The following is a 26,386-nucleotide window of genomic DNA, read 5'->3' on the forward strand; positions in this document are numbered from 1 at the left end:
GGTTGGACCGTGCCGGTGAAGGTGCCGGTCACGGCGTCGGCGGGACCAGGACGGCCTTGATCAGCCCCTCCGTGCGCTCCCGCACCGCCGCGAACGCCAGCTCGACGTCGGCTAGCGGATAGACGTGCGTGACGAGCGACGCGAACGGGAAGCGCCCCTGCGCGAGCAAGCCGAGGGAGCGTTCGTAGCCGCCCGCTGCGAGGAACGAAGGCAAGACGTCGATCTCCCGGGTGAGCAGGTACCCGTCGGACGGGATCGACAGGACATGCCCCGAGCCGCACGCTCCGGCGAGGACCACCCGGCCACCACGGCGGACGATCCTGATCGCGTCGAGCTGCGCGTCGACCGAGCCGGCCGTCTCGATCACGACGTCGGGGCCACCAGGAAGACGCTCCCGGATCGCTGCGACGAGCCGCTCGCCACGTTCGGCGACCGTCTCGGTGGCGCCGAACGCCCGGGCCAGCGCACGGCGTTCGGCGCGGCCGCCGACGACGACGACCTCGCTCGCACCTGCGGCCGAGGCGGCAGCCGCCGCCAGGAGCCCGATGGGACCGGGGCCGATGACGACCACCTTGTCGCCCAGGCCTACCCGGCCTCGCTCGACGGCGCGGACCGCGACGGCGAGCGGCTCGACGAGCACGGCAGTTTCCAGGTCGAGGTCTGCCGGTACGCGGTGGACGACACCCTCGCGAGGTACGACGAGGTGGGTGGCGTACCCGCCGGAGAACGGGCGGGTCGTCCGAGGGATGTTGACGCCCATCTGCCGGCCCGGGCCAGGGTGGCGCACGGGGTCGTCGAGCTCGCACAGGTTGTGGCGGCCCTCCCGGCAGCGGTCGCAGCGGTGACACGGCACGAGCATCTCGACGGCGACCGGGGCACCGACGTCGAGCCCTCGGTCGTCCTCGGGCCCGATGGCGGCGACGACGCCCACGAACTCGTGCCCGGGCACGAGCGGGAACGGGTTGCCGATGTGCCCGTCAAGAAGGTGCAGGTCCGTCGCGCACACGCCGACGCGAACGATCCGGACGACGATCTCGCCCGGCCCGGGCTCGGGTACGGCGGAGCGCTCCAGCGCTACGACGCTCTTCCGGGGAAAGACCACCCGGAGAGCCCCGCCCTCGTGCTCGCGCGTCATCACGCCTCCTCGACCGTCGTCGGCATGACCGATCCTTGCCGAACGTCGGGGGCTAAGGCTTGTCCCTCTGCGCGCAACCGTTGCGCGCTCGCGCAGTGCCGCGCCTGTCGTCGGGGCGCGGGTGCGTTCAGGCGACCCGAGCGCGGAACTCCGACGGCGTCTCGCCGTAGGCCGCCTTGAACGTTCGGGAGAAGTGCGGGGCGTCCGCGAACGACCAGCGCGACGCGATCGCCGTCACGGTGACTCCCGCGAGCGCCGGGTCGGCGAGTTCGGTGCGGCACCGCTCGAGGCGTCGCGTGCGGACGTAGGAGGAGACGGAGGTACCCGCGTGGTGGAACAGCGCATGCAGGTGGCGGACGGAGATGTAGTGCGCCTCGGCGATCACGGTCGGTGAGAGCGCCGGGTCCGCCAGGCTCTCCTCGATGTAGGCGTAGATCGCATCGAGCAGCTGCTCCGCAGGCACGGTCCGGTCCTCGCCGAGCTGGTCACGCAGCAGGATCGTCACGAGATCGACGGCGTTGCGGGCGAGTCGCCATCCGGTCGAAGCGTTGACGAGGTGTAGCCGGCCGGCGAGCTGTTCCAGGACCGAGCTGACCATCTCGCCCAGCGAGTCGTCGCGGCCGAGGGACGTCGCGGTCAGGCGGGCGACGCGCTCATCGGACAGGTCGACGAGCCGCTTGGGGAACATCGCCACGATGGTGCGCATGCGGTCGTCGAATACGAGCGTGTACGGCCGCGTCGTGTCGTACACGGCGACGTCGCCAGGGCTGAGTACGACGTCGCGGCCGTCCTGGCAGATGTAGCCGGTGCCCTCGAGCATGAGGCTGACCTTGTACGCGGGTTCGTTCGTGCTCGCTCCGATGAGATTGCGCGTCCGTTCCACGACGTGCGGGACCGACGCGATCTCCACGAGGTTGAAGTCCCGCAGGGTTGCCGCGCGGAGCGAGGCGTGGAAGTCGTGCGCGCGCTGGCTGGACACCCGCAGGGGTACGAACGACTGGTCGACGATGTCTCGGAAGTCTGAGAGCGACCCGATTCGCTGGAGCGGGGAGGCCGTGGCGAGCGAGGGCGCATAGGTCGAGGACATCTCTCACCTCCGGTCGGGCCCATCCACGACGATGTGGCCCAGGTTTTGGCGATCGTAGTCCCGAACGCCGCGGACCGGTACCCGCACCTGGCGGTTCACCCGCGCCCTGCACGGAACGACAACCGCTCTTCGCCCGGGTTCAATCCGTGCCCGTGCCGCGTCCGCTTGGCTTGCACCTGGCAGGGCGTGCATCCATTCCTGTCCCAGTACGAAGGAGTGCTGCAATGAATCGCATCTTCAGGGCGACAGCCGCCCTCGGCGTGGGAGCACTGGTCGTCGCGCTCTCCGCCTGCGTCCCGGAAAGTGATGACGGACCTGTCCAGGGCGCGCCCTCGGCTGACGCGGATGACCTCAGCTGCGGCCTCGGCACCGGCGAGGAGGCTGGTGGTGAGCCCATCAAGGTGGCCGCGGTCGCGACCGCGTCCGGTGGTGTCGACTTCTCGTCGTCTCCCGGCTCCGCGCAGGCCTACTTCGACTGTGTCAACGCCAACGGCGGCATCAACGGCCGGCCGATCGAGTACGAGGTCGGCGACGACGCCCTGGACCCGACACGTACCGCGCAGCTCGCAGCCGGCTACGCGTCCGACACGTCGATCGTCGCGATGGTCGGCGACGCAACTTTCGTCGGCTGCGATGTCGCCAACGTCGAGTACGAGAGGGCCGGCCTGTATTCGATCACCGGCGTCGGTGTGCCGCAGGCCTGCTTCGAGTCCTCGAACATCGCGCCGGTCAACGCCGGCCCGCGCACCTCGGCGCTGGCCACGATGCAGTACTTCGAGCGGCAGGGCCAGGCTGATCCGTTCTTCGCTATCGGTCTGAACACCCGCGGCAACGGCGACTGGGTGGCCGACGGCATCGAGAAGTACGCAGCGGAGGCCGGCATCGAATTGGCCGGCAACGTCCTGTCCGACCCGGCGGAGAGCAACTTTTTGCCGCTGGTCAGTCAGGTGACGCAGGCCGCACCGGCGAGCCTGGTCATCGTCGACCCCGCCCCCATCACTGCCTCCATCCTCGCCGCGGCTGAGCAGCAGGACGCGAAGGGTGACATCCAGTGGGCCTGCACCGCTTCCTGTTACGACGCCCAGTTCGGCGAGCAGATCGGCGACTACTGGGAGGGGTTCGTGGCCAACTCGGAGCTCGCGCTCGTGACCGCCGACGGCGAGGACGCCAACCAGTGGCGCGCGGTCATGGACGAGTACGGGGACGCCGACGCTCCGCGCGACACGTTCAGCCAGGCGGGATTCCTCGCCGCCAAGATCTTCGTGGACGCACTGCTGCCGCTCGACGCCGAGACCCTGGACCGCGAGACGGTGTCGCAGGCCCTCCTGGGTGTGACCGGCTACGAGTCCGACCTGCTCTGCGCGCCCTGGTACTACGGCGAGGCGGACGAGCACCATGCCAACCACGCCACGCGCATGGCGGTGATCGAGGACGGCGCCTTCGTCGAGCTCGAGGGCTGCCAGGACGTCGCGGACCCGGACATGGCCGACATCCTCGAACGGGAGCAGTCCGAGGGACTGCTCACCGAGTAGGACGGACGCCACGTGAACCTGCTTCCCTTCGTCGTCGCCGGGCTCGTGATCGGCTCGGTCTATGCCCTGTCCGGGGTCGGGGTGCTCGTGCTGTATCGCACGACAGGCGTCCTGAACTTCGCCCACGGCGCGGTCGGCGGCATGGCCGCACTGCTGGTGTGGCAGACGGTCGAGCTGCGGATGCAGCCCTCGGTCGCGATCGCCCTGGGCATCGCCGCCGGCGCTGCGGTCGCCCTCCTCTTCGGTCTGGTCGCCGGGCCCTACCTGGCCCGGGTGGACCAGCTCCGCAAGGCGGTCGCGACGCTCGGGCTCGCCCTCGCCCTGCTGGGCGCGATGCTGTTCGTCTGGAACGACAAGGCCCGCACGATCAGGCTCGAGACGAGCCGTATCTCCTTCGACGTCTTCGGGGCCCGGGTCAACGTCACCCAGCTCGTCTGTCTCGGGCTCGCGCTGCTTGTCGTCGTCGGTACGCTGCTCGCGCTGCGCTACACGTCGATGGGGACGTCGATGCGGGCGCTCGCCAGTGACCGCGAGCTCGCCGCCGTCGTCGGCACGAACGTGCGGCTCGTCGAGAACACCGCCTGGGCGGTCTCGGGCGCGATCGCCGGTGTCTCCGGCATCCTGCTGGCCGACCAGACGCGGCTGGAGCCCGCCTTCCTCACGTTCCTGATCATCCCGGAGCTCGCCGCCGTGGTCATCGGTCGATTCGTCTCGTTCTGGCTCACCCTGCTCGGCGGTCTCGCGGTCGGTGTCGCCCAGTCGCTCGTCTCAGCCTGGCCGACGGTCAGCGCCTTCAGCACAGCGGTGCCGTTCGTGGTCGCGACGGCCGTCATCCTCTTCGCGAGCCGGCGACGGGTCGTCACGGTCGGAGTGGTGCGCGCATGAACGCCTTCCTCGCCCGGGCAGACGTTCGCGGCGCACTCGTCGGCCTCGCCGTCGGTCTCGTGGTCGCGCTCGGCCTGCCGTTCCTTCCAGGCATCGGCGCGGGGCTGGCGCTCCGCACCCTCACGGTGTGCACGATCTACATGCTCGCCGCCGCCGGTGTCGCCGTGCTGTACGGCCGGCTGGGGCTGGTGTCGATCATGCAGATCGGCCTGGTCGCCGTCGGCGGCTGGGTCGCGCTGCGGATCTATCACGCCACCCACCTGCCGTTCGAGGCGGTCATGATCGTCGCGGCACTGGTCACCGCCGTCGTCGGCGTACTCGTGGGCCTGCCGGCCCTGCGCCTGTCGGGCCTCAGCCTCGCGATCGTCACGCTCATGGTCGCCGGCGCCCTCGAGGTGCTCGTCACCTACGCCGGGTTTCCCAACGGAGGCGACGGATTCCTCGGCCGTGTGTCGGGCGGCACGCTCGCGGTGATCATGCCGCGGCCAGCTCTTGGACAGTCCGACGACGAGTTCTTCCGCTACGTCGGTGTGGTGGTGGTCGTCGTCCTGGCGCTGCTGCGCTGGCTGCTCGTGGTCCGGCCCGGCCGCACCTGGGCCGCGATCCGTCAGGGCGAGGCCGGCGCGGTCTCCCTGGGCATCAACACCGTCGCCCACCGCCTGCTCGCCCTTGCGGTGACGAGCGGTGCGACAGGTATCGCCGGTGCGCTGCTGGCAGCCAGCTCCGGAATCCTCGACCCCGCGTCGTTCAAGGCACAGCAGTCGGTCCTGCTCTTCGCCACGGTGCTCATCGGGGGGACGTTCTCGCTCCTGGGCGCGGTCATCGGCGGGCTGTTGTTCTACGGTCTGCCGCAGCTGCTCAACACGGTCGGCCTCGACGGGAACCTCGTCCTCGTAGTCCTCGGCCTCGGCCTGGTGCAGGCGGTCACTACGGCCCCGGCGGGCATCGCCGGTCAGCTGGGCGGGCTGTGGCGGCGGCTGCGTCCGCAGCGGGAGGTGCCCGCATGAGCCGGCTCACCCTGTCCGGGGTCACCGTCCGCTATGGCGGCGTCACCCCGCTGGACGACGTCTCGATGACGTTCGAGTCGGGCGTCTGCGGCGTCATCGGACCCAATGGCGCCGGCAAGACGACGGCATTCAACGTGCTGTCCGGTTTCGCTCTTCCGGTGGCCGGATCGGTCGACCTCGACGGCGACGACCTGCTCACCGTCCCGGCGCACCGCCGCGCCCGCTGGGGCCTGCGGCGCTCGTTCCAGCAGGAACAGGTCGTCCGCTCCCTCACGGCGCGCGAGAACGTGCTGCTCGCCGCCGAGCACAGCGGATCCCCCGTCAGCGACGTCGACCACGCGCTCGACTACGTGCAGCTCGCGCGGTCGCACAGGCTGGGCGCGGAGCTGACGATGTTCGAGCGCCGGCTGGTCGACATCGCCTCCTGCGTCGTGGGGACGCCTCGCCTCGTGCTGCTCGACGAGCCCGCAGCGGGGCTCGACCCGGCGGAGTCCGAGCGTCTGCTCGCGTTGATCACGCGTATCCCGCAGGAGGTGGGGGCGCTGGTGCTGCTCGTGGACCACGACATGGACCTGGTGCGGGCGGCCTGCGGCACCCTGGTCGTGCTCGACTTCGGCCGCCGGATCGCAGCCGGCCCGACGCTCCAGGTGCTGGGCTCCCCCGAGGTACGCAAGGCATACCTCGGCATCGATGAGGAGGTGCCGAAGTGACCGCTCTGGAGATCAGCGACCTGCGCGTCCACCGTGGCGGGGTGGAGGTGGTGCACGGCATCGATCTGACCGTGCATGCCGGTGAGGTCACGGCACTGCTCGGTGCCAACGGTGCGGGCAAGTCGTCCATCGTGCTGGCGGTCGCCGGGATCCTGCGCGACGCCAGCGGCTCGATCACGACCGGCGGCACGACCATCCGTGGTCTCGCACCGAACCAGGTGCGTCGCGCGGGTGTAGCGACCATGCAGGAGGGGCACCGGGTCTTCGGTGATATCTCGGTCGCCGACAACCTCACCATCGCCTCGCTCCTTCTGCCGCGCACCGAACGCGCGGCCGCGGTGAACTCGATGCTCGACCTGTTCCCCGAGATCCACGGCTTCACCGACCGGCCCGCGGACTCGCTGTCCGGAGGCCAGCAGCAGATGCTCGCGCTGGCCATCGCGCTGGCCGCTCGGCCGAAGGTCCTGGTGATCGACGAGATGTCGCTCGGGCTCGCGCCCGCGGTGGTCGCGCGCCTGGCACCCGCGCTGCGAGCAGTCACCGCGCAAGGCGTCGGGGTGCTGCTCATCGAGCAGTTCACCCGTGTCGCGCTCGAGCTCGCGACAAGCGTCACGGTGCTCGCCCAGGGCACCGTCACCCTGCGCGCGCGAGCCGACGACCTGCGGGACCACCCCGACAGGCTCACGGCGGCGTACCGACTCACCGAACGATGACCCCGCAGCTACCGAGCAACAACCAGGACGGCACGCCGGTCGCCGTCTGGAAGGAGAAGGAGACAGCCATGGCTGATTACGACGTCGTCGTCGTGGGAGCAGGGACCGCGGGGAGCGTGGTCGCCCGCCGTCTGGCGGACGCGGGTCGCAGGGTCGCGATCCTCGAGGCGGGCGGGTCCAACCGCGACGACATGATCCAGGACGTCGGCCGCCTCAACCAGCTGTGGCACACCGAGCGAGACTGGGGCTATCACACGGTGCCCCAGCCGCACGCCGCCGGGCGACGGATCCACCTGCCACGCGGGCGCGTGCTCGGCGGCTCCCACTCCCTGAACGCCGCGATCTGGGTACGGTGCGCGCCCGAGGACTATGACGGCTGGGCGGCTGACGGCTGCCCCGGCTGGTCCTGGTCGGATGTCGAGCCCGTGTACCGGCGCATCGAGCAGTGGCACGGTACCCCGGACGGGCGCCGGGGCACGGACGGGTTGCTGCCCGTCGCTCCCAACGAGCCGCTCCACCCGGTGCAGCAGGCGATCATCGACGCGGCCGTGCAGGCAGGTCTCCCCCACAACCTCGACTACAACGTGGACGAGCTCGACGGCGTCTCGGTCCAGCAGATCACCGTCGCCGCCGGCGACCGTGTCTCGACGTGGGACGCCTACGCACAGCCCGCCGTCGAGGAAGGCCGCCTCACCGTACTCACCGGCGTCGTCGTGCACCGGGTACGGATCGAGAACGGCCGCGCGACGGGAGTCGAGCTGGCAGACGGCCGACTGCTTACTGCCGACCAGGTCGTGCTCTCCGCGGGCGCCGAGGGCAGCGCCGAGACGCTGCTGCGCAGCGGGGTCGGCCCAGCAGAGCACCTCGCCGCCCTCGGTATCGACGTCGTCGCCGACCTGCCGGTCGGCGAGAACCTGCACGACCACTACCTGGTTCCGGTCATCTTCTCCACCCAGCGTGCGGTGGATCCGCCGTCCCCGCACCGCAGCGTGACGCAGACGCACTGGTTCTGGCGTTCCGACCCCTCGCTCGCTGTGCCGGACACCCAGCCGATCAACTTCGCCGTACCGATGCTGGAGCCGGACATGGACCCGATCCCATGGGGCTTCTCGCTCATGGCTGGCATCGTCACCACACGGTCGCGCGGCACTCTGCGCCTGGCGGGCGCCGACCCGGCCGACGGCATCCTCATCGACCCGCACGTCCTGGAGGACGAGCGCGACGTGACCTCTCTCCTCGCCTCCGTCAAGCAATGCCTCGAGGTCGGGGCGCAGGAGGCTCTCGCGTCGGACTGGAAGGCACGACCGCACTACCCGTCGGGCGACCTGAGCGACGAGGCACTCGTGGACTACGTCCGCCAGCGCGTGATCACCTATCACCACCAGGTCGGTACGTGTCGGATGGGCTCGGACGAGCGCGCCGTCGTCGACCCCACCTTGCGCGTGCGCGGGATCGCGGGGCTCATGGTGGCGGACGCATCCGTCATGCCCACGATCACCACGGGCAACACGAACGCGCCATCGGCGCTGATCGGCGAGAAGGCGGCGATGTTCCTGCTCGACGCCTAGTAGCCGGTGGTCTTTCACCGGTGATCTCTGTGGTGAACGTGTTCGGGGGTACTACCCGTGCCTCCCAGAAGCTCGGCCCGCGGCCTAGCGTGGCGTTGGCGGCGACAGGTCGCTGACCGTAGCGTCGCTGACGGGAACACGAGATCTGCAGGAGGAGCACAGCCATGACTACCTGGCTCATCACCGGAGCGTCGAGCGGCCTGGGGCACGCACTCGCGCGAGCTGTGCTCGAGAAGGGCGACAACGCGGTCGTGACGGCTCGCGATGCGAAGTCCGTCGCTGACCTCGCTGCCGCATACCCCGACACGGCACTCGCGGTCGCGCTCGACGTCGGTGACCACGCTCTGGTCGAGGCCACCATGGCGCAGGCCACGGAGAAATTCGGCGGGGTCGACGTCCTGGTCAACAACGCCGGACACGGATTCCGGGCAGCGGTGGAGGAAGCCGCGAACGACGAGACGGCCGAGCTGTTCGCCACGAACTTCTTCGGGCCCGTCAACCTGATCAAGTCCGTGCTGCCGCAGATGCGTGCCCGCCGCTCGGGCACGATCGTCAACGTCTCGTCCATCGGGGCGCCACGGTCCAACCCGGCGTCGGGCTATTACTCGGCCACCAAGGCCGCCCTGGAGGCGATGTCCGACGGGCTGAACCGAGAGGTCGGCCCGCTGGGCATCCGCGTCCTGGTGGTCGTGCCCGGCGCGTTCCGCACCGACTTCTCGGGACGTTCCCTGCTGCAGTCCCGCACCGTGATCGACGACTACGCCGACACCGCGGGCCGCCGCCGCAAGGAGAACGACCGGACGCACGGCACCCAGCAGGGCGACCCCGCCCGCGCGGCCCGCGCGATCATCACCGCGGTCGAGGCCGAACACCCGCCGTTCCGCCTCCTGCTCGGTTCGGACGCCCTCGTGGTCGTGCGCGAGGAGCTGCGCGGCCGTCTGGACGAAATCGACGCCTGGGAACACCTCAGCGCGACGACGGACTTCTCCGACTGAAGCAGGACCGATCAGAACTTGGAAAGCAGACAATCATGACGACATGGATGATCACAGGATCCTCCGGCGGCCTGGGGCGGGCGCTGGCCGAGCATGTGCTCGCCGCTGGGCATCAGGTTGTGGCCACCGCGCGCGACACCGCGGCCGTGAGCGATCTGACCACCGCGTACCCACGGACCTGTCTCGCTGTCCGCCTGGACGTCACCGACCAGGAGTCGATCTCGAGCGCCGTAGCGGAGGCTGAGGACCGGTTCGGCAGCATCGATGTCCTGGTCAACAATGCGGGCTACGGGTACACGGCAGCGGTCGAGGAAGGCGAGGACGACGCGGTGGCGCGGTTGTTCGCCACCAATTTCTTCGGTCCCGTCGCCCTGATCAAGGCGGCCTTGCCGGGCATGCGCCGTCGAGGTACGGGACTCATCATCAACGTCTCGTCCGTGGGCGCCCGCATAACCCTCCCGGGCGGCGGGTACTACTCGGCGGTCAAGGCCGCCCTGGAAGGGCTGTCCGGGTCGCTGGACAAGGAGGTCGAGCAGTTCGGGCTGCGAGTGATGGTCGTCGAGCCTGGATCGTTCCGCACCGACTTCCGTGGCCGTTCAGCCGACCGGTCGTCCACCACGATCGACGCCTACGACCAAGTCCTCGGCCGTACCGACGGCCAAGCGCTCGGACCGCAGCGCGGTGAGCCGGCCAAAGCCGCCGCGGCGATCCTCACCGCAGCCCAATCCGCCAAGCCGCCGCGGCTGCTCCTACTGGGCACGGACGCGCTCAGTGGCTTCCGTGCCGCAGCGGCCGAACAGGCGCTCGATGTCGAGCGGTTCGAGCCGCTGACCCGCAGTACCGACGCCGATTCCTGAGCGCGACCGCCGGGTTTCTACGCAAATCGGTGCGTGATGACTACCTGACCTGATGACCAGGCGCACCGTCCGGTCACGAGCACGTAGGACGAAGGAGAACCATGGAGATCGATCAGCGCACGCCCACCACCAAGAACCCGCCGGAGCAATTCACCGGCGATGTCTGGCTGGACCCGGTGGCCAATCCACGCGTACAGGGTCAGCGCATGGTCGTGGCCAAGGTCAGGTTCGCTCCAGGTGCCCGCACAGCCTGGCACTCCCACGCCCTGGGCCAGACCCTGCACATCACGCAAGGGGTCGCGTGGGTCGGGACCCGGGACAACAAGGTCGAGGTCACAGCAGGCCAGACCCTGTACTGCCCGCCCGGGGAAGAGCATTGGCACGGCGCGGCTCCGGACTCGTTCATGGAGCACCTCGCCATGCTCGACATGGCCGACGAGCCCGCGACCACGACCACCTGGCTCGAGCACGTCACCGACCAGGAGTACCAGCGCTGACGGCGTCGAGGAGGTCCCGGCGGCAGGACGCCCGGCACCTGTTCGTTTGGTCGCGTGGCACCTTCCGAAGCGTGGTCTCGTGCGCTCCTGGCCCGGTGACGGCGCCGACCGGTCCCAGCCCGATCCGGTCGTACCTCGCGTGGCAGGTCGCGTCCATCTCGTCCGACGTCTCGAGTTCGGCTGTCGAACCGCACGTCCTCCTCGACGCCGACCGAGCTGAACCCGACCGACACCAGCGGCCTTGGCCTCGCTCCGGGCGGGGAGACCCGGACGTTCCGGGTAACGCCAGTGCCTCCCTCACGGGGTTGGGGCGACTTACCGTGGAGGCATGGGACACATCGACCACCGCGCCGAGGTCCGCGAGTTCCTCAGCTCGCGGCGGGCGCGCATCACACCGGAAGAAGCGGGCCTGCCCGCCTATGGCAGCAACCGACGGGTCAAGGGCCTGCGCCGCGAAGAGGTCGCGATGTTGGCCGGTGTCTCGGTCGACTACTACGTGCGGATGGAGCGCGGAAACCTTGCCGGGGCTTCGGACGGCGTGCTGGACGCGCTGGTCAACGCGCTGCGCCTGGACGAGGCGGAACGCGAGCACCTCTTCACGCTGGCGCGCACGGCGACGCCTGGCGGTAGCCGCCGGCAGCGGCGTGCGCCGAACACCGTGCGGCCGGCTGTGCAGCAGGTGCTCGACGCGATCAGCGACGCGCCCGCCTGGGTCCGGAACGGCCGCCACGACATCGTCGCGATGAACCGCCTGGGCCGGGCCCTGTACGCGCCGGTCCTGGCCGACCCGCGCCGCCCGGCGAACACCACCCGCTTCGTCTACCTGGACCCGGCCGCCCAGGAGTTCTTCGTGGACTGGGAGACCGTCGCCAGGGACGCGGCGTCCTACCTGCGTCTGGAGGCCGGGCGTGCGCCGCACGACCAGGATCTGATCGCGCTGGTCGGCGAGCTCTCGACGAGGAGCGAGCTGTTCCGTCAGCGGTGGGCCTCGCACGACGTGCGCCTGCACCGCAGTGGACACAAGCGTCTCCAGCACCCGGTGGTCGGCCGGCTCGATCTGGACTTCGAGTCGATGGAACTGCCGTCCGCGGCCGGGCTAGTCCTGAACGTCTACACGGCGGCCGCGGGTTCTCCCGCCGCGGATGGGCTGGCACTGCTCGCCTCATGGGCTGCTACGCAGGACGAGGCGGAGCTCACCGAGCAGCCCGGCGCCGCGACGGAAGAGATCCAGGGCTGAATGACGGCGACGGGGTGTGGCACCAGCGGTCGCGCAGGGGCGATCGTCTCGCCGGCCAGTTCCTCGTGCACGTACGGGCCGTAGAACTCGGCGGCCTCGATACAGGTGGCGCCCTGCCGCCGGACCGGGTTCCCGCCTGGGCGTCGATCCAGCGCCGCACGCTCCGCTCGGAAGAGAACAGCTGCTTGTGTCGCTCTCCGCCGAGGTTCCTTTGACAGTGTCGAGAGGGTGATCAGATAGCCGCGTCCGTCCGACGTCCAGGCCGCAAGTGCAGTCACCGCGGCGCCCCTCGAGACGGTCGAGCACGCTGCCCGCCGGCGGAGCCCGACCGCCTACGCAGTGAGACCACCCTGGTCGGATGGCTGCACGACGACCCGGGCCGCATGAGTAGCAATCTGAGGATTCACAGGCCCAATGACCGACTCGACGTGTTTGCCATCGCGTCCAACGGGCGGATGTAGTGCCGGACGAGCGTGGAGATCTCCTTGTGGCGGGTCTGAGCGGCGATCCTGTCCAGGGGGACACCGGCGAGGGCGGCAGCCGTGGCGTGCCCGGCACGTAATGAGTGCCCCGAGACCCGTTCGCTCTCGATCCCCGCAGCCGCGGCCCGAGTGCGGATGATGCACCTGACGGTGTGGCCGCTGATAGGTTCGACAGTCGCGCGGCCGTTCGAGCGAACCCTGGTGAACACGTTCCCCGGCCTGGTTCCGCGCACGGCGATCCAGTAGCGCAGTGCTGCCACCGGATCGGTCCCGGCGTGCGCACCGACAGCGACCGCGACCACCTGCCCCTCCGCATCGGGGTCACCCTTGGACCGCCGGATGTTCAGCAGTACGCCGTCTCGTACGAACAAGACGTCGTCGAGCGCCAGTTCCGCCAGTTCGGACCGACGCAGGGCTGAAGCGAAGCCAAGCAAGAGCAGAGCGCGGTCCCGTGCCCCCGCCGCGGTGCGCTCGTCGATCTGATCGACCATGGACCGGATGTCCTCGGTGATCAAGGCACGCGCCTGCCGACGGGGCGCGACGCCGAGGATGCGCCGCAGGCCTCGTCGCACCCTCGCGACAGTCGGGTCTGCGATCGGGTCCGGGGCGCCGGCCCGCTGGTGCTCGTACCTGATCGCAGCACAGCACGCCGTGATCGTGGCGTTGGCGAGACCACGGTCTGCCCGCTCGGCCAGGTAGGCACACACCGTCGCCGGGTCGGCAGGCAACGCCGCGAGCCCACGGTCCGCACACCATCGGGCGAAGAGGCGCCACGCCGAGGCGTACGAGGCCAGGGTCGATGGTGCGCGCTCGGCGGAGATCGCTGCCGCCACACGGGCGGCATCCACGGCCGTCAGGCCGGAGAAGTCGCGGCCGCCGTGGATCGGGTCGGGTTCGAGAAGAGTCGTCATGCCCGAACTACTACGGGGCGGCCACGGCACCCGCACGCTACTTACGGAAAGTTGCGATCGTGAACGCGTCAGTGTGGAGCGTTCGGCAAGGAGGCCATCCGAAAGCGTGTGGGTGGGCGTCAGTAGCCTGTGGGTGCAGCCCTCAGAGCACTTGGCGCACCTCAGGCACAGGAGACCCAACCCTAGATGAACGAAGACAACCAAGCGGCGAAGCAGCCCAAGCTTCTTCCGCTCACGCCCGAATACGAGTCTGACAACCACAAGGTCTACCTGGACGCGGTGGAGGCCGCCCTCACCGACAAGGACAAGGACGGCATCCTGAACATCGCTCTCACTGGCAGCTACGGCACCGGCAAGAGCAGCGTGCTGCAGCAGGTCGCGAAGACTCACCAGAAGAAGGTCATCCAGGTCTCGCTGTCGACGCTCGGCATCGACGACTCTGACAGTGACGACTCGGGGCCAAAGTCGAAGACGAACCAGATCCAAAAGGAGATCGTCAAGCAGTTCCTCTACAGCGAGGACCCGGCGATGGCTCCTGGGTCGCGCTTCCGCCGCATCGGCCGGCTCAAGTTCCGGCGCGAACTGGTCACGGCTTTGCTGGTAGGGCCCGTCGTAGCTCTGGTGTTCCTTCTGACCGGATGGAGCGACAAGCTGGCCGAGCTAGCGAAGCCCTATCTGTCGCCAGCCGTCCAAGTCCATCTACCGCTCATCACGTTCGGCGCAGTCTGGCTCGTCGCCAGCGGGTTCACGCTGGCCATCCGCTACCTGACGCACCATCGGCTGCGGGTCGAGAAGGTCACGGCAGGCCCGGCGACCATCTCGCTGACGGAAGACTCGACGTCCTACTTCGACCGCTACCTCGACGAGATCGTCTACTTCTTCGACGTCACCAAGTACGACGTCGTGATCTTCGAGGACATCGACCGCTTCGACGATCCCCACATCTTCGAGACGCTCCGGGCGCTCAACACCCTGCTCAACGGCGCCAAGCAGCTCGACAGCCGGAGCATCCGCTTCATCTACGCGATCAAGGACAGCATTTTCGACGAACTCGGCATTCGGGCAGCGCGCGAAGCGGGTGCGGACCTTCCTGAGACGGTGCCCGCTTCGGCTGCCGTCAAGCAGCCGGACGATGACGACGCCAAGCTTGCTCGGGCAAACCGGACCAAGTTCTTCGACCTCGTCATCCCAGTCGTCCCGTTCATCACGCACCAGAGTGCCCGCGACCTCATGGTTCGAGTGCTGAGGGATATTGAGCACGAGGTATCAAGTGACCTCATCGACCTCGCCGCCCGCTACCAGGCAGACATGCGGTTCATCAAGAACGTGCGGAACGAGTTCGTCATCTTCCGCCAGAAGGTGCTGCCGACGACCGAAGAGAGCCTCGAACTCACTGAGGACTCGCTCTTCGCGATGATGCTGTACAAGGGCACCCATCTGTCCGACTTTGAAGCGATCCGGCTGGGCACGAGCAACCTCGACCGCTTATACAAGGCGAGCCGTGACCTCGTTACCGAGAACATCGCAAACCTGGACATCGAGGCTCGCAAACTTCGGAGTCGCCTCGCGAAACTCGACAGCGTTGGGTCTCGGAGCGACGAACTCGGTGCCGCCCTCGAGCAGTACATCGAGCGAAGTGCGAGACAGATCAAGACGCAGACCCGCCATGGCAGTTCGATCTCGTTCGCTGGTCAGTCGCTTACTCCGGAAGACCTACGCACCACCGAATTCTGGGCACGCTTCGTCGCAGAGGAAGGTCCGATCACCGTCAAGGTTCCAGGCTTCCAGCCTTCGGGATGGGGCAACATGTTCACCGTCGAGGTCGAAATCACCAGGGCGGACGCTGCTCAGGCGCTCGGGGATCCGCTGACCCTCGAGGAGTGGATGGCAGCGGACCGGGCTGAGCTGCCACAGCGGCTCACCGACATTCAGGCCGAACGCGAGTTCATTCTGCAGGCCGACATCGCCGACCTCATCGCCCGACCAGACCTCAAGGTCACGCAGGACGGTGAGGGGGTCTCACTTGCGATCCTGGCAGACCGATATCTGGGCAAGAATCTGGCCCAACAGCTCGTCGCTTCTGGATACATCAACCGGGACTTCACGCTCTACAGCTCGACGTACTACAGCCTCCGGGTAAGCACGCGTGCCCGGAACTTCCTGATGCACAACGTCGACCCCAACGTCGCCGATTTCCACTTCGCTCTCGATCCCGACGACGTCGACGCTGTGCTGCGCGAGCGTGGAGAGGCGGTTCTCCACGAGCACGGGAGCTACAACATCGCGGTCCTCGACCGCCTACTCGGCACCGACGACAACCGCTCCGACCTGCTGATCGGTGCGCTTATCCGCCCAGGCGAGCCGGGGCGCGACTTCGTCCAGGCATATCTCACTGGCGGCAGCCACCAGGACACGCTGATCCATCGGGCAACCCCGCGTTGGCCTGAGATCTTCCAGTTCCTCGTCAGTGACGCTGAGGTCGACGAGGCCGTCAGGTCCCAGCTGCTGGGCGCCGCGCTGACCCATACGAACCCTGACGTGGAGTACGTGGTCGACACCGACGTCAAGGCGTACTTTGAAGAGCACTACAGCTCGCTCGCCCCGGTTGTCGACGAGCAGACCGACAAGCAGACGGCCGAACGCATCACCGGGCTCCTGACGTCCATGGATGCCCGTCTAGCCACGCTTGAGCCGCTTCGGGGCGAGGTGCTGAGGGCAGTCGTAGCCACGGACCGCTATGTCATCACGCACGGCAACCTGGTAATGGCCCTGGGCGACAAGACATCGCTCGCCCTGGACGCGATCAAGCAGCGGAACGAGACCGTCTACTCCTACGTGCTCGCTAACCACGCCGCCTACCTGGAGGCACTCAACGACGACGAGCCCACCGTCCAGGCGAACGAGATGTTCGTCGAAGTAATTGAGGACGTCGTCGACCGGGCGGAGGACTTCCTGCCCGCAGTCGTCGACGGTGCCGCCGACACCTGCATGGTCAGCGACCTAGATGTGACCACCGCGGCCTGGCCGGTTCTGGCACTGAACGGGCGCTTCCTGGCAACATTCGCCAATTTGACCGCCTATATCGATGAGGTCGGAAGCCTGGACGAGAATCTGGCAGCTCTGCTGACGAAGTCTCGGGTGATCCAAGCTGTTTCGGATTCAGACGAGACCGCCAAGCAAGCACTCGCCTCGCGCGTGCTCGCCGCGGTGTCCGAACTACCGTCGCCCGAGCTCCGCGCCGGCCTGGTCGCGAGCCTTGACCTCGACGACTACCTCCCGGCCACCAGTGTCACACCCGAGAAGGGCAATCTGGTTGGCTTGCTAGTCAAGAACGAGGTCATCGCGGACGACGCTGAGTCGTTTGACCTGGCGCTTAGTCAGGACTGGGCGACGCGCGAATATGCGATCTCGCAGTCGACCAAGTTCGCCGTCTTCATGACTCCGACCGAGGTACCCGTTCACGACTTGGCCAACCTGCTGCGGAGCGCCAGCATCCCTAAACCGGTCAAGCGGGCTGTGACCGAAAGGATTGGCGAGTTCACGGTCGACGCAGACCGCGACACGCTCAAGGCGGTAGCGGATTACGCGCTCGCCAACGGCCTCCCGCTCCCGTATGAGGAGGTCGTCCTACAGGCGGATGCCGGCGTTCCTGCGCAGTTCGTCGTGCGCTTGCTCGAGCCTCACCTACCGTCGCTTGACCCCGAGCAGCTCGCTCGGATCCTTACAAACATGGGCGATGAATACCCCTCGGTCGCGCAACGCAATGGCAAGCACCCCAAACTTCCCAACACCCCGGCTGACCTAGCGCTCGCGAAACGACTGGAGGCGCTCGAGATCGCGAGTTCATCTTCGGTCAAGGGTGACGAGATAACGATCAACATGAAGAAGCCGACGGACGAATAGCCAACCAGGCGTCAGGTGCCGTCGAACTCCAAGCCGCAAAAGTCGCACACCGGTCGCAGGAACCGTCAGGCAGCAGTTTGGGCAGGCGGGCCAAGTGACCGGTGGCTGCGGCGCCTTGCGGGCCCGACTGGCGGAAGTCTCTTGCCGGGTCAACGGCGTACCTCCGGTAGCACAGCAGCCGGTACTCCACGGCATGGAGCTCAATCAGACTGAACAGAAGTCCCAGTTATCGCCCTACGGCCCTTCGATGCCTACGAATCCGCGGATCCAGCGGAAGCCCATCGGGCGCCGTGCCATCTACGTGCCACTCTCGCTGAAGTCCGGACCGTTCCTTCCTGGGCCCGGATAGATCGAAATCATGATATGCCTGCCCGCCGCCCTCGGCGCAGTGGAACCACAGCGCTCGGCTCGCGCAATGCCCGTGGTCGCCCGATGAGGTCACATGGCCGGCCCGAGGGCGGGGCACAGCTCGGTATGGTCACGGAACACGGGGCCGTGCTCGGCGAGATACTCCACCGCCCACTCATCGACGTCGACGCGCGCAATGATCATGCCCGGGCCCCACCGCCCCGGCCGCCAGCGCGCCGCGAACAACGCGGTGCCCGCCGGGTACGGATCCTCGCTCTGCAGGAAGCCGTCCACGATCTCATCCAGGGTGCGAGGACCGTCAGGCCCATCGTCGAACCACGGTTGTACGGCCTCAATCGATGCCCACGCCTGGGCGAGCCCGCCGACGTAGTCGACGCCGGCACTCTCGGAGACCGGTGGCCGGGGCGTGAGCGTCATAGCGCAACGATTCCACCACCCTCGCCCGCTCGCTTTCCTATCTGCGGACGATGAACGGTAGGCGGTCTGCGCTATCTCCCCCGCCCGCGTCAGTTGTCACCTATCCGTGCAGCGGTCCCGGTGCCGCGGTGGCACATAGATCAGCACGACCGCCCTTTGCTCTGCCGAGCATGGATCAGTTCGGTGGCGCAGGTCGGACACCTCTGGGATGACAATGCCCGCCTGCGCCGAGGACGGGACCACCACAGCCATCGTCCTCGCGCTGCCCAGAGAGGTCGACCGTCATGGTCAAAGCGCATCAGAACGATCCTCTGTCCGCGATCCTGCAGGAGTCCATCGACCTCATCGGCACCACGCTCGAACAGATCGAGTGGGCCGAGAGCGAGATCGACGCCGCCATCACCCGGCACCCGGCCCAAGGCGATCTCCTGTACCACGGGTCCACACTCCTCAGGCCCACGCATCGGTTGATGGCCACGGAATTCGTGAGCCGCTCGCACTACCGAGAGCTCCTCGACCGGCTAGCGACCGGGAAGGACACCCGCCCCGGCACAGCCGCCGAGATATGTTGCGCGTGCGCGGAAGCCAGCCTGGTCGCTCCCTTGAACTCGACCGCTGCCGGCCTCTACTTCCGGATGTGGGAAACCGCGTTTCCCGACATGCCACCGATCACCGACCGCACCCAACACCACGAAGCACTCGACAGCTCCTCGATCGACGCTCTTGAAGCCACCAGCCGGCGCACCCTGGCACGCAAGGACCGCGTCGTCGGTGACATCTCCTGGACCGGCATGCACCACGGAACAGCTGTGCCTTGCACATTCGCCACCGCGGGAGCCGATGCTGCTGGGCCTGCAAGTCCCACACATCAGCATCTACCGGCAAGACAGCTGGCAGCCGCCCCGGCGTCGGACGCTGCGCCTGCGTTCGACGAGCGAACCAGTGCTCCGAACATCGAAGGCCCGAACCTGTGAGTTCCTTCGCCCGGAGACGCCCTATGCGGCCGCGAGTCCTGATCTACCTCCACCAAGCGCTCTCGTCCCCGATCACAGCGCCATCGCCCGTTCCCTGACGTCGCAACGCCGACGGATTCGTTTCACAGCGCGTCCGGTAGTGCGGTCGCCCTGCCTGCTACTTCACCGACACGCCTCGTCGGGCCGGAGGCTTTCCACCTCGGCCGCGCCTGACGCAGCTGCGGCTCAGACCGTCGGTCCTAGCACCCTCACCTGCGAACACGGGGCGAGGAACCAATCCACCGCCTGATCAGCAATCACCCAGATGCCGGGGGTCGACGACACTGTGGTTGCCTCCCTGAAGGCTGTCGGCAGGCCCCTCGACTTGTGGCCGCCGTCGGATGTCACCTGCCATTGCCAGCCGGACAAGCTTCGCGCGCAATAGCCGCCGGACGGGCAAGGCCATCTGGAATCGCATTTCGTTCGCCATCCGGCTGCGCCCCGCTGGGTGAACCTTGTCGACTGACGGCAGCCCGCACACGTGCCTCGGCGCGCCCACCGCTCTGGGTTGAGAAGATGAACCTCGTGGACATCGAGACGCTGGCCGTAAACAAGATCAGTGACATGGTCGCGTACTGTCCACGCCTACGGCCGTTCATCGACAAGAACGACAAAACGCCTCTCACCGACGGCCACATCGCTGCCTACAGCTCCCCAGGCGGGAAGAACCAAGACTGGCTGGGTCGAGCCTCTGTACAAGTGAAGGGGCGCACGGCACCGCAGAATCAGCGCCGCCCCAAAGCGACATACCGGATCGATCGCACGGACCTAATCAGCTACCAACGCGACGGCGGCGTAATCTACTTCGTTGTTTCCATCGATGCGAAGACAGGAAAGCGCACCCCGCAATACGCGCTGCTTTCCCCGTTCAAGATCGCTCACCTCATCAAGCAAGCGCCGGAGAAGCAGGCATCAATTAGTGTTCCGCTGAAGAGATTTCCCGACACTCCAGAAGACATCGAGGAGATCGTCATCCTCGCGATCAAGGCGAAGAATCAGTTAACTTCGCTCGTGTTCGATCCGGTTCTCTTCAAGGATGTGCAGAGCATCAAGGTATACACCACCGCGAAGCTCGACCTGAGCACACCTTTGACACTTACGCTGGACGAAACTGATTTCGCCCTGGAGGTAACCACTTCCCAAGGGTCATCGTTCCAGTTAAGCGGCGAGTTCGAAATCATCCCATCCGACTACATCGCGAATGAGGTGGACGCCACTGTTCGCGCTGGCGAATCGACTTACGATCGGGTTACAACTCGTCGAATCGACGCGAATACCGTGGAAGCCACTTTGGCCGGTGGATTAACTCTGCTTTTCAATAGAACACAGGAACGCCAGAAGTTCAACGTAAACATGACGCCGCAAGGCAACTACGCTGAACGCGTCAAGGCGCTTGAGTTTTTCATTGGGATCGCAGATCGCGGTGAACTAGAAGTTAACGGACGTGCGATCCCGTTAGGTGATATGGCGGATGCCGAGCAGTCCGGGCAGCCTGTCGATGAAATCCGGGAGCATCTGGAGACGCTGCGTAAGTTGGGAGAGCTGTTTGCGCATCTAGACGTGGAAGGCGCTCTCGTCGACCTTGATGAACTTGACGACGAACAGACGCGAACCCTGCTCACCGTGCACCGCGCTCTCGTACAGGGCGAGGAGCTCTATAACGCGAACGGCGAAACTGGCAGGAGCACCGTTCCACTCGGCAGTTGGGCATTGATGCTCCTGGTGCTGCCGGGAAGCGCTCCGGACCATTGGCGTTTCGTCGACCCTTTCAACCCCGAGACATCTAGGGCGTTCCGGATTCGCGCTGAATCTGACGCGCAAGATCCGACCGTGGCGACGGCCTATGACATCATCGGGAAAGAGCGGCTTCCGAAAATACTCAATCTGCGTCTTGGCAATGTTGACCGCGCATATAATGAAATTGCCGAGTCTGACCGCACCACGGGGCGCGCAAACCAGTTCGTACTCGACCTTATCCTGGCCGCGGACTCTTGCACCTCACGCAAAGATGAGTTTTTACAGGGGGCGCGCACGCTCAACGAGTGGATCATTCGTAACGAGGGCGAGCAAGAGATCCATCTCATCAACCGGTGGCAGATCGAATGGCGCGAGAGGGACCTTACGCCCAGCGAACTTGCTTCGATCCGTGAACTTAGACGTACCGTGATAAAGGCTCAGCCGGAGCGAGCGGACGAATTTGAACTGGCATGTGTCCTCCTACTTAAAGACAAGGATGAGGCTGAGCACCTGATCGGCCAAATGCCGGAGGACAAGCTTCGTGCGATGAAGGAGTGGCCTATCTGGCGGCTACACGGAGGGAATCCGTAGCCGAGGCGCTTCGCGCAGTTGCTCCTGACCGCGCTGCAACGACATACATCACCAGCCCGGGCAAGCCGCTGAGGGTTGAACACCCCTCCGTTCTGCTACTTGATGGACGCGGCAGCAATCGACAGCGGACAACTCGCCGCTGCACGGTCATAGCGGCACAAGCCGGCGCCCTGCCCACACGCGCCCGGGCAGCGTGCACTCTGTGAGGTGGAGTGACGCAGGTCAGGTCGGAAGGGCTACTCCATGGCGGGTGGCGTTGCCGCGACCGTCGCTTTTCGGACGCTGAAGCATGGGTCGTCGCGCAGGACTCCGAGGATCGTCGTCCGTACGTCGCGACGTCTCGCGGCTGCCGAGGCGCCGTTCGATGCCGCGGATACGATGTCCACGTCCTCGTTGGCCTGGTCTTGCGCCAGATGCAATGCCAGAGCGCGGCGCACGCGGACGTCGGGATCAGCTGCCAGCCGGTGTCCGACTGGTTCAGGTTCTGTGGTCTTGGACCACAGGAAGGCGCTGAACGACCTCAATGCCCAATGCTGGCCGCTGAGGAATCCGACATCGGGAGCCATCGTGTCGCCCAGGCGCTGAAGCGCTTGGGTCGCCCAGAGTTCCGAGACTGCTTCGTCGCCGATCAATCCCAAGACAGCTGTTCGGACTCGTTCCTTGTCGTGGCGTGTGCGGGCCAATGTGGCCGCAAGGTGGGCGGCTTCGCCTCGGGTGCCTCGGTTCCGAGGCATCCGAACGGCGCCTAGGGGGTGCCTGAAGTGAGCATTCAGTGCATCCTCAACAGACTCGGGCGGCGACAGCACTAGAGCGAGCGCGCGGTCAAGGAGCTCAAGTCGTTTCACCTTGTCAGCGGGCGGCCGAAGGTTCGATGCGGCGATCAGGTAGCTGGCACAGTCGGGAGCCGAGACGAAGGGGCTGGCGCCGCGTTCGAGGAGTTGTCCCAGCGCTGCCTGTTGGTCGCGCACAGGAAGGGTCCGTACAAGGACTGAATCAGATATGGAACTTGAGCCGGACCCAACGGTGACGACGCCCGGGGTATGTACGAGCTGTTCCTCGAGCCGGACGCGCGCTTCCTGAATCTGCTGAGCCGGGGCTTCCTCGGGGTTCTCTGAGTCGAGGAGTTCCCGGGCCCAGGCGTTGTTGGCATTCGCTAGTTCTATAAGGAGCGGGCGGGCCTGTGCCATGCGGTCGGTGACAGCTTCGTGGGCCTTTGCCCTGCGGGAGAGTTCGGATCTGCTCAAGAGCCGGACCAGGTGCCCAAGGGCGCGGTCGGCCAGCTCGGGGTGGGTGGCGAGGATGCCGGCGACGCCCTTCGCTTCGTCTTCGTCGTGGTATCGATGGCCGTCGACCGGCGTCTGAGCTTCGAAGTACGCCAGCATCCGGCTGGCGTGTTCGTCACTGAGGCGTTCTGAGATCCCCGCGAGGGCGGCGATGGCGCCGAGGTAGCGCGAACCTGTGAATGTCGGCAGGTCGACGAGAGTGCCCTTCGTGGCCGCTGCAAGTTCGGCCAGAGCGTGGCGGGCGACGACCGGGACCACATCGTCGGGGATCAGATCCGCTTGTGCTGTGATGAGGCGGTAGGCGGCGCCCGCTATCCACCAGGGCTTGGCGTCTAGGTGTGGCGTCACGTCGAGGAACTGGGTGGATTGGTCTGTCCCCAGCTGTTTGATGGTGTTGACCTCCCCGACGAGGACCAGGTGGTTCGCAGCCATCAGGTGTTCGCCGGATGCGCGGAGGATGTCGGCGAGTAGTCGCCGCGCTCGTCGTTCTCCTTCCCAGTCGCTCAGGGTGACCGCGTCTCGGAGGGCGCGTTGTGCGGCAATTGCGGCTGGCCGGAGTTTGTCGTCGGCCAACATGCCGTAGGCGTACTCAAGTGCGTCCTCGTCACGTGTCAAGACGGTCGGGTCAGGTCCATGTGCCGACAGAGCCGTCTGGACAGGGAGCAGATCGTTGGCGGTAAAGGGTCGCCAGCGGCCGCTGAAGGCACGGCGGCAGAAGATCCAGCGCGAGGCGTCAGTCCATCGTCGTGCCAGGCAGGCGTTGCCAGCTGCCTCGTCCCAGGAGGCGTCGGCTTCGGCGAACTTCTGATTGAGCGCAAGGTGTCGTGCGTACCGCGCTTGAACGAGCGCGGCCAAACCGTGTCTGAGTCTTAGCGTGCGGGCGTCGACGAGGACCGGGGCCCACTTGCCAGACGCTTCGGCGGCGAGGATACGAAGCCGGGTTCGCAGCGTGTCGTTCTGCGAGGCGACGGGAAGCTTGGCTGCGACGTTGCCTATTCGTGTGGCGCCCTTCTTCAGCCATGCGTAGTTGCCTGCCGCCAACGCCGTCTCGCCCGCGAGGGCCACCATTCGAGCACGATCGAGGACGTCTCCGATCAGGAGGTCCGTGAGGTTGGGGAGGACGCCTAGGGGGTTGGCGTACAAATACACGGCACGATCGGCGACTGCCTGGTGGTCTCGTGCCGCCTTCTGGTTGATCTGCGCCGCAAGTCTGCTGATGTCGCGGCTGGCGATGTCGGCCAGGGTCGTCTGTCCGTGGTCCAGGGCCAGCCACAGCTGGTCAAGGCGCCTTCTGGTTGCGTCGGTACCTCGCCCGACGGTAAGCAGGAGCGAGGAGCGCAGGGCTTCGTGCTGAGCGGCGTGGCCGGCGAATCCTCCGTCCGTTAGGGCGTCTTGTGCTTCTTCGACCAGCGCGAGTGCGGCCGCCGGGTCGAGCTCGGCCTGGGCTGTTGCCTGGGCGATCTTCTCTCCGGCTCCGGTGGTCTCTTCTGGTGTTCGAGCGATGGCCTCGCGCACAGCGACGACGTCGCGGTCCGGCACAACGCGAAGGCCGATGGTGAACGGGTCGCAGAAGATCTCGGCGATGTCTTTACCGAAGTACTCGATGACGATCTCAGGGGCACCCTTGAGCTTGTAGGAGAGCTCGCGCTTGTCCCACAGTTCGAACTCGACTGGCCTGAGTTCCTCCTGGAGCTTCTTGAAGCTGTCGAGTGACTGAGTGCGTCGGACTTCGCGGCTGACACCGAGGATGAAGCGGGATACATCGAAGGGACGCGCTGTCGTTCGGAAGGCTTCGACGGCGGCAGCGATCTTCGCCGGCCCAAACTGTTCGACGCGTTTACTCTGCAGCGCGACACCAGAGTTATCTGCGGCCACCGCGACGATGTCGAGCCCGCGCTGGGCCTGGCCCGGATCGCCGTAGATCTGAGCGTGCCGAAGGCCCTCGACGTCGCGAAGGATCCGCCACTGCAAGCTCTCGAAGTCGGGCCAGGGCAAGACCTCAAGGGGAAGCAATTCCATGTGGCCACCATGATGGGGCACGGCCGGGATGCTGGTGGGGCCGCGCTCGAGATCAGAATCAACTCCAACGGGCCGCCAAGTTCGCGTCAGTCCTGCCATCACCGGCTCCTCACTAGTTTCGTTCCGGACCCCACCGAGCATGGGTTCTTGCGCATCCTCCTCGTCACGCCGCCGACCCGCCGCGTTGGGTCGCCGCGGTCGACCTAGATGGCGACGGTCATCGCCTCGGCAGGCAGCCTCTTGCAAACAAAGTCGCCCACTTGGTCACGAATCAGGACCTCGTCACCAGGCAAGTCCTCGTACATCTCGGAGATCCAGTCTGCAGTGCCAGCTGCCTTGCAATGAGCTCCGTCGGATTCCGTCTGGATCAGATATGCAGTCTGACACTCACAAGCCATTGTGAACGCATTGAAGATTCCACGGAATGCCTCCTCAGCGAGACTGATCGGATAGTAGAGGAAGTGTTTTCCACACAATGCGGGTAGCTTGACATTGCCGTCCACAACGACGCTTCGCGACAATTCAGTCGCCCCCGTCCAAGGTCGTAGTTCCACATATTCAACGGTCGAGCGCAGCATCTCTCCAGCCGCGAAGCGCCGGAATGCCGCTTCGGTACATGGCTGCCCTGCCGGCCACGACACCGACACCCGAGACGGCCACAGCTGCGGCATCCCCAGATCCATCGCCACGTCGACCTCCAAGGCAGGCGTGGTGAACCGCAGCCCGTGCACGATGAGCTCGCCGAGCACGATCGTCATCGCATAGCCCTGTGGCAGGTCAGGCTCCGGCACCCCCGGAATACGAACCGTCAAGGGAGTCACGTCGACCGCCGCGAACCCCGCCGTCCCGTCGTACCGTCCGACCCAAAACCGGCTTGCCTCGAGGGGTTGCATCCGCTCCCTGCCGTCGTAGAAGGCCAGGTACTCGCTTTGCGGAAGTCCGTAACCTGCCTTCTGCTGTTCCTTGCTAAAGAGCAGCATCGCCGTGAGCGTGGTCTTCTGCGCCCACATCGCGATCAGAGCTTGATCCTCCGGCTCAATCGCCCCCGACTCTCCGAGGATCAGTGGAGTCAGGACCCGCTGAGCGGCAGTTTCGAGCTGGCTCATCCAGCCGTTGTTGCAGGCGGCACAGAACTTTTTCACAGTCTGCCGGTACGGAGGCTGCTCGCCCATGTCGCGGGGCAGCCCGTTCAGCGGACCCGCCTGGTGACGCACAGGGCTGAGGTCGAGACCGATCTTGCTCACCCACTGACCGAAGACGTGCTCACGGGTCAGCGGCTCGATCGAACCGCAGAAGGCGCAGGAGTCAGGCACCAGACGATTCTCCACCTGCTGCAGCCCGGGCCCCCTCGACCCGCGGGAGTCGCCCTTGGGGCCTACGTGGTGCTGTAGTGGGTAGGTGCCCCTCCCCTCGTACACGCCGCCAGCGTTACGCTCGT

The 26,386-nt window shown here is 66.6% G+C and carries 19 protein-coding genes; 13 read left to right on the top strand and 6 right to left on the bottom strand.

Annotated features, from left to right (window positions below; translation table 11 throughout):
* Window positions 1-28 precede the first annotated feature (28 nt).
* Window positions 29-1,135 carry a zinc-dependent alcohol dehydrogenase gene (locus tag ACNYC2_RS17390; RefSeq protein WP_419702992.1) on the bottom strand — a complete coding sequence of 369 codons (1,107 nt, stop codon included), beginning with the start codon at window positions 1,133-1,135 and terminating at the stop codon, window positions 29-31.
* 127 nt (window positions 1,136-1,262) lie between these two features.
* Window positions 1,263-2,222 carry a helix-turn-helix domain-containing protein gene (locus ACNYC2_RS17395; protein WP_419702993.1) on the bottom strand — a complete coding sequence of 320 codons (960 nt, stop codon included), beginning with the start codon at window positions 2,220-2,222 and terminating at the stop codon, window positions 1,263-1,265.
* A gap of 224 nt (window positions 2,223-2,446) precedes the next feature.
* Between ACNYC2_RS17395 and ACNYC2_RS17400 the strand changes: the two genes are divergently transcribed.
* From ACNYC2_RS17400 to ACNYC2_RS17445, 10 genes are all read left to right on the top strand, one after another.
* Window positions 2,447-3,754 carry an ABC transporter substrate-binding protein gene (locus ACNYC2_RS17400; RefSeq protein ID WP_419702994.1) on the top strand — a complete coding sequence of 436 codons (1,308 nt, stop codon included), beginning with the start codon at window positions 2,447-2,449 and terminating at the stop codon, window positions 3,752-3,754.
* Window positions 3,755-3,766: 12 nt separating this feature from the next.
* Window positions 3,767-4,639, top strand: a complete 873-nt coding sequence (locus ACNYC2_RS17405; protein ID WP_419702995.1) for a branched-chain amino acid ABC transporter permease — start codon at window positions 3,767-3,769, stop codon at window positions 4,637-4,639.
* A complete protein-coding gene (locus ACNYC2_RS17410) occupies window positions 4,636-5,646 on the top strand; it encodes a branched-chain amino acid ABC transporter permease (RefSeq protein ID WP_419702996.1) in 1,011 nt (336 codons plus the stop codon). Before ACNYC2_RS17405 ends, ACNYC2_RS17410 begins: the two co-directional genes overlap by 4 nt.
* On the top strand, window positions 5,643-6,356 hold the full coding sequence (locus tag ACNYC2_RS17415) for an ABC transporter ATP-binding protein (protein WP_419702997.1): 714 nt from the start codon (window positions 5,643-5,645) through the stop codon (window positions 6,354-6,356). Before ACNYC2_RS17410 ends, ACNYC2_RS17415 begins: the two co-directional genes overlap by 4 nt.
* Entirely contained in the window at window positions 6,353-7,069 is a 717-nt protein-coding gene (locus tag ACNYC2_RS17420; RefSeq protein WP_419702998.1) for an ABC transporter ATP-binding protein, read from the top strand. The genes ACNYC2_RS17415 and ACNYC2_RS17420 overlap by 4 nt, the downstream gene beginning before the upstream one ends.
* Window positions 7,066-8,637, top strand: a complete 1,572-nt coding sequence (locus ACNYC2_RS17425) for a GMC family oxidoreductase (protein ID WP_419702999.1) — start codon at window positions 7,066-7,068, stop codon at window positions 8,635-8,637. Before ACNYC2_RS17420 ends, ACNYC2_RS17425 begins: the two co-directional genes overlap by 4 nt.
* Window positions 8,638-8,801: 164 nt before the next feature.
* Window positions 8,802-9,632, top strand: a complete 831-nt coding sequence (locus ACNYC2_RS17430) for an oxidoreductase (protein ID WP_419703000.1) — start codon at window positions 8,802-8,804, stop codon at window positions 9,630-9,632.
* A gap of 35 nt (window positions 9,633-9,667) precedes the next feature.
* Entirely contained in the window at window positions 9,668-10,489 is an 822-nt protein-coding gene (locus ACNYC2_RS17435) for an oxidoreductase (RefSeq protein WP_419703001.1), read from the top strand.
* A 101-nt stretch (window positions 10,490-10,590) separates the two neighbouring features.
* A complete protein-coding gene (locus tag ACNYC2_RS17440) occupies window positions 10,591-10,986 on the top strand; it encodes a cupin domain-containing protein (protein WP_419703002.1) in 396 nt (131 codons plus the stop codon).
* 337 nt (window positions 10,987-11,323) lie between these two features.
* Complete coding sequence (locus ACNYC2_RS17445; protein WP_419707851.1) at window positions 11,324-12,223, top strand: helix-turn-helix transcriptional regulator; 900 nt, start codon at window positions 11,324-11,326, stop codon at window positions 12,221-12,223.
* 403 nt (window positions 12,224-12,626) lie between these two features.
* Here ACNYC2_RS17445 and ACNYC2_RS17450 read toward each other — a convergent pair whose 3' ends face one another.
* Window positions 12,627-13,616 (bottom strand): tyrosine-type recombinase/integrase, encoded by a 990-nt coding sequence (locus ACNYC2_RS17450; RefSeq protein ID WP_419703003.1) that lies wholly within the window; start codon window positions 13,614-13,616, stop codon window positions 12,627-12,629.
* Between the two features lie 186 nt (window positions 13,617-13,802).
* Between ACNYC2_RS17450 and ACNYC2_RS17455 the strand changes: the two genes are divergently transcribed.
* On the top strand, window positions 13,803-17,519 hold the full coding sequence (locus tag ACNYC2_RS17455; RefSeq protein WP_419703004.1) for a DNA-binding protein: 3,717 nt from the start codon (window positions 13,803-13,805) through the stop codon (window positions 17,517-17,519).
* Between the two features lie 438 nt (window positions 17,520-17,957).
* Here the strand turns inward: ACNYC2_RS17455 and ACNYC2_RS17460 are convergent, their stop codons facing one another.
* A complete protein-coding gene (locus tag ACNYC2_RS17460) occupies window positions 17,958-18,305 on the bottom strand; it encodes a hypothetical protein (protein ID WP_419703005.1) in 348 nt (115 codons plus the stop codon).
* A 284-nt stretch (window positions 18,306-18,589) separates the two neighbouring features.
* Here ACNYC2_RS17460 and ACNYC2_RS17465 point away from each other — a divergent pair, with 284 nt between their 5' ends.
* Both ACNYC2_RS17465 and ACNYC2_RS17470 read left to right on the top strand, forming a co-directional pair.
* A complete protein-coding gene (locus tag ACNYC2_RS17465; protein WP_419703006.1) occupies window positions 18,590-19,279 on the top strand; it encodes a hypothetical protein in 690 nt (229 codons plus the stop codon).
* A gap of 564 nt (window positions 19,280-19,843) precedes the next feature.
* Window positions 19,844-21,646 (top strand): hypothetical protein, encoded by a 1,803-nt coding sequence (locus ACNYC2_RS17470; protein ID WP_419703007.1) that lies wholly within the window; start codon window positions 19,844-19,846, stop codon window positions 21,644-21,646.
* A 236-nt stretch (window positions 21,647-21,882) separates the two neighbouring features.
* On the opposite strand, the gene ACNYC2_RS17475 is transcribed toward ACNYC2_RS17470, so the two are convergent.
* Both ACNYC2_RS17475 and ACNYC2_RS17480 read right to left on the bottom strand, forming a co-directional pair.
* Window positions 21,883-24,948 carry a hypothetical protein gene (locus tag ACNYC2_RS17475; protein ID WP_419703008.1) on the bottom strand — a complete coding sequence of 1,022 codons (3,066 nt, stop codon included), beginning with the start codon at window positions 24,946-24,948 and terminating at the stop codon, window positions 21,883-21,885.
* Window positions 24,949-25,151: 203 nt separating this feature from the next.
* Window positions 25,152-26,261 carry a hypothetical protein gene (locus ACNYC2_RS17480; RefSeq protein ID WP_419703009.1) on the bottom strand — a complete coding sequence of 370 codons (1,110 nt, stop codon included), beginning with the start codon at window positions 26,259-26,261 and terminating at the stop codon, window positions 25,152-25,154.
* Window positions 26,262-26,386 lie beyond the last annotated feature (125 nt).

Source organism: Promicromonospora sp. NFX87 (assembly GCF_048564965.1).
Classification (GTDB): domain Bacteria; phylum Actinomycetota; class Actinomycetes; order Actinomycetales; family Cellulomonadaceae; genus Promicromonospora.

Bases quoted from the DNA above. Each gene is read 5' to 3' on its own strand.
- ACNYC2_RS17440 (WP_419703002.1), top strand. From the start codon at position 10,591: ATGGAGATCGATCAGCGCACGCCCACCACCAAGAACCCGCCGGAGCAA.
- ACNYC2_RS17395 (WP_419702993.1), bottom strand. From the start codon at position 2,222: ATGTCCTCGACCTATGCGCCCTCGCTCGCCACGGCCTCCCCGCTCCAG.
- ACNYC2_RS17425 (WP_419702999.1), top strand. From the start codon at position 7,066: ATGACCCCGCAGCTACCGAGCAACAACCAGGACGGCACGCCGGTCGCC.
- ACNYC2_RS17415 (WP_419702997.1), top strand. From the start codon at position 5,643: ATGAGCCGGCTCACCCTGTCCGGGGTCACCGTCCGCTATGGCGGCGTC.
- ACNYC2_RS17465 (WP_419703006.1), top strand. From the start codon at position 18,590: ATGGTCAAAGCGCATCAGAACGATCCTCTGTCCGCGATCCTGCAGGAG.
- ACNYC2_RS17455 (WP_419703004.1), top strand. From the start codon at position 13,803: ATGAACGAAGACAACCAAGCGGCGAAGCAGCCCAAGCTTCTTCCGCTC.
- ACNYC2_RS17430 (WP_419703000.1), top strand. From the start codon at position 8,802: ATGACTACCTGGCTCATCACCGGAGCGTCGAGCGGCCTGGGGCACGCA.
- ACNYC2_RS17435 (WP_419703001.1), top strand. From the start codon at position 9,668: ATGACGACATGGATGATCACAGGATCCTCCGGCGGCCTGGGGCGGGCG.
- ACNYC2_RS17390 (WP_419702992.1), bottom strand. From the start codon at position 1,135: ATGACGCGCGAGCACGAGGGCGGGGCTCTCCGGGTGGTCTTTCCCCGG.
- ACNYC2_RS17400 (WP_419702994.1), top strand. From the start codon at position 2,447: ATGAATCGCATCTTCAGGGCGACAGCCGCCCTCGGCGTGGGAGCACTG.
- ACNYC2_RS17475 (WP_419703008.1), bottom strand. From the start codon at position 24,948: ATGGAATTGCTTCCCCTTGAGGTCTTGCCCTGGCCCGACTTCGAGAGC.
- ACNYC2_RS17410 (WP_419702996.1), top strand. From the start codon at position 4,636: ATGAACGCCTTCCTCGCCCGGGCAGACGTTCGCGGCGCACTCGTCGGC.
- ACNYC2_RS17450 (WP_419703003.1), bottom strand. From the start codon at position 13,616: ATGACGACTCTTCTCGAACCCGACCCGATCCACGGCGGCCGCGACTTC.
- ACNYC2_RS17460 (WP_419703005.1), bottom strand. From the start codon at position 18,305: ATGACGCTCACGCCCCGGCCACCGGTCTCCGAGAGTGCCGGCGTCGAC.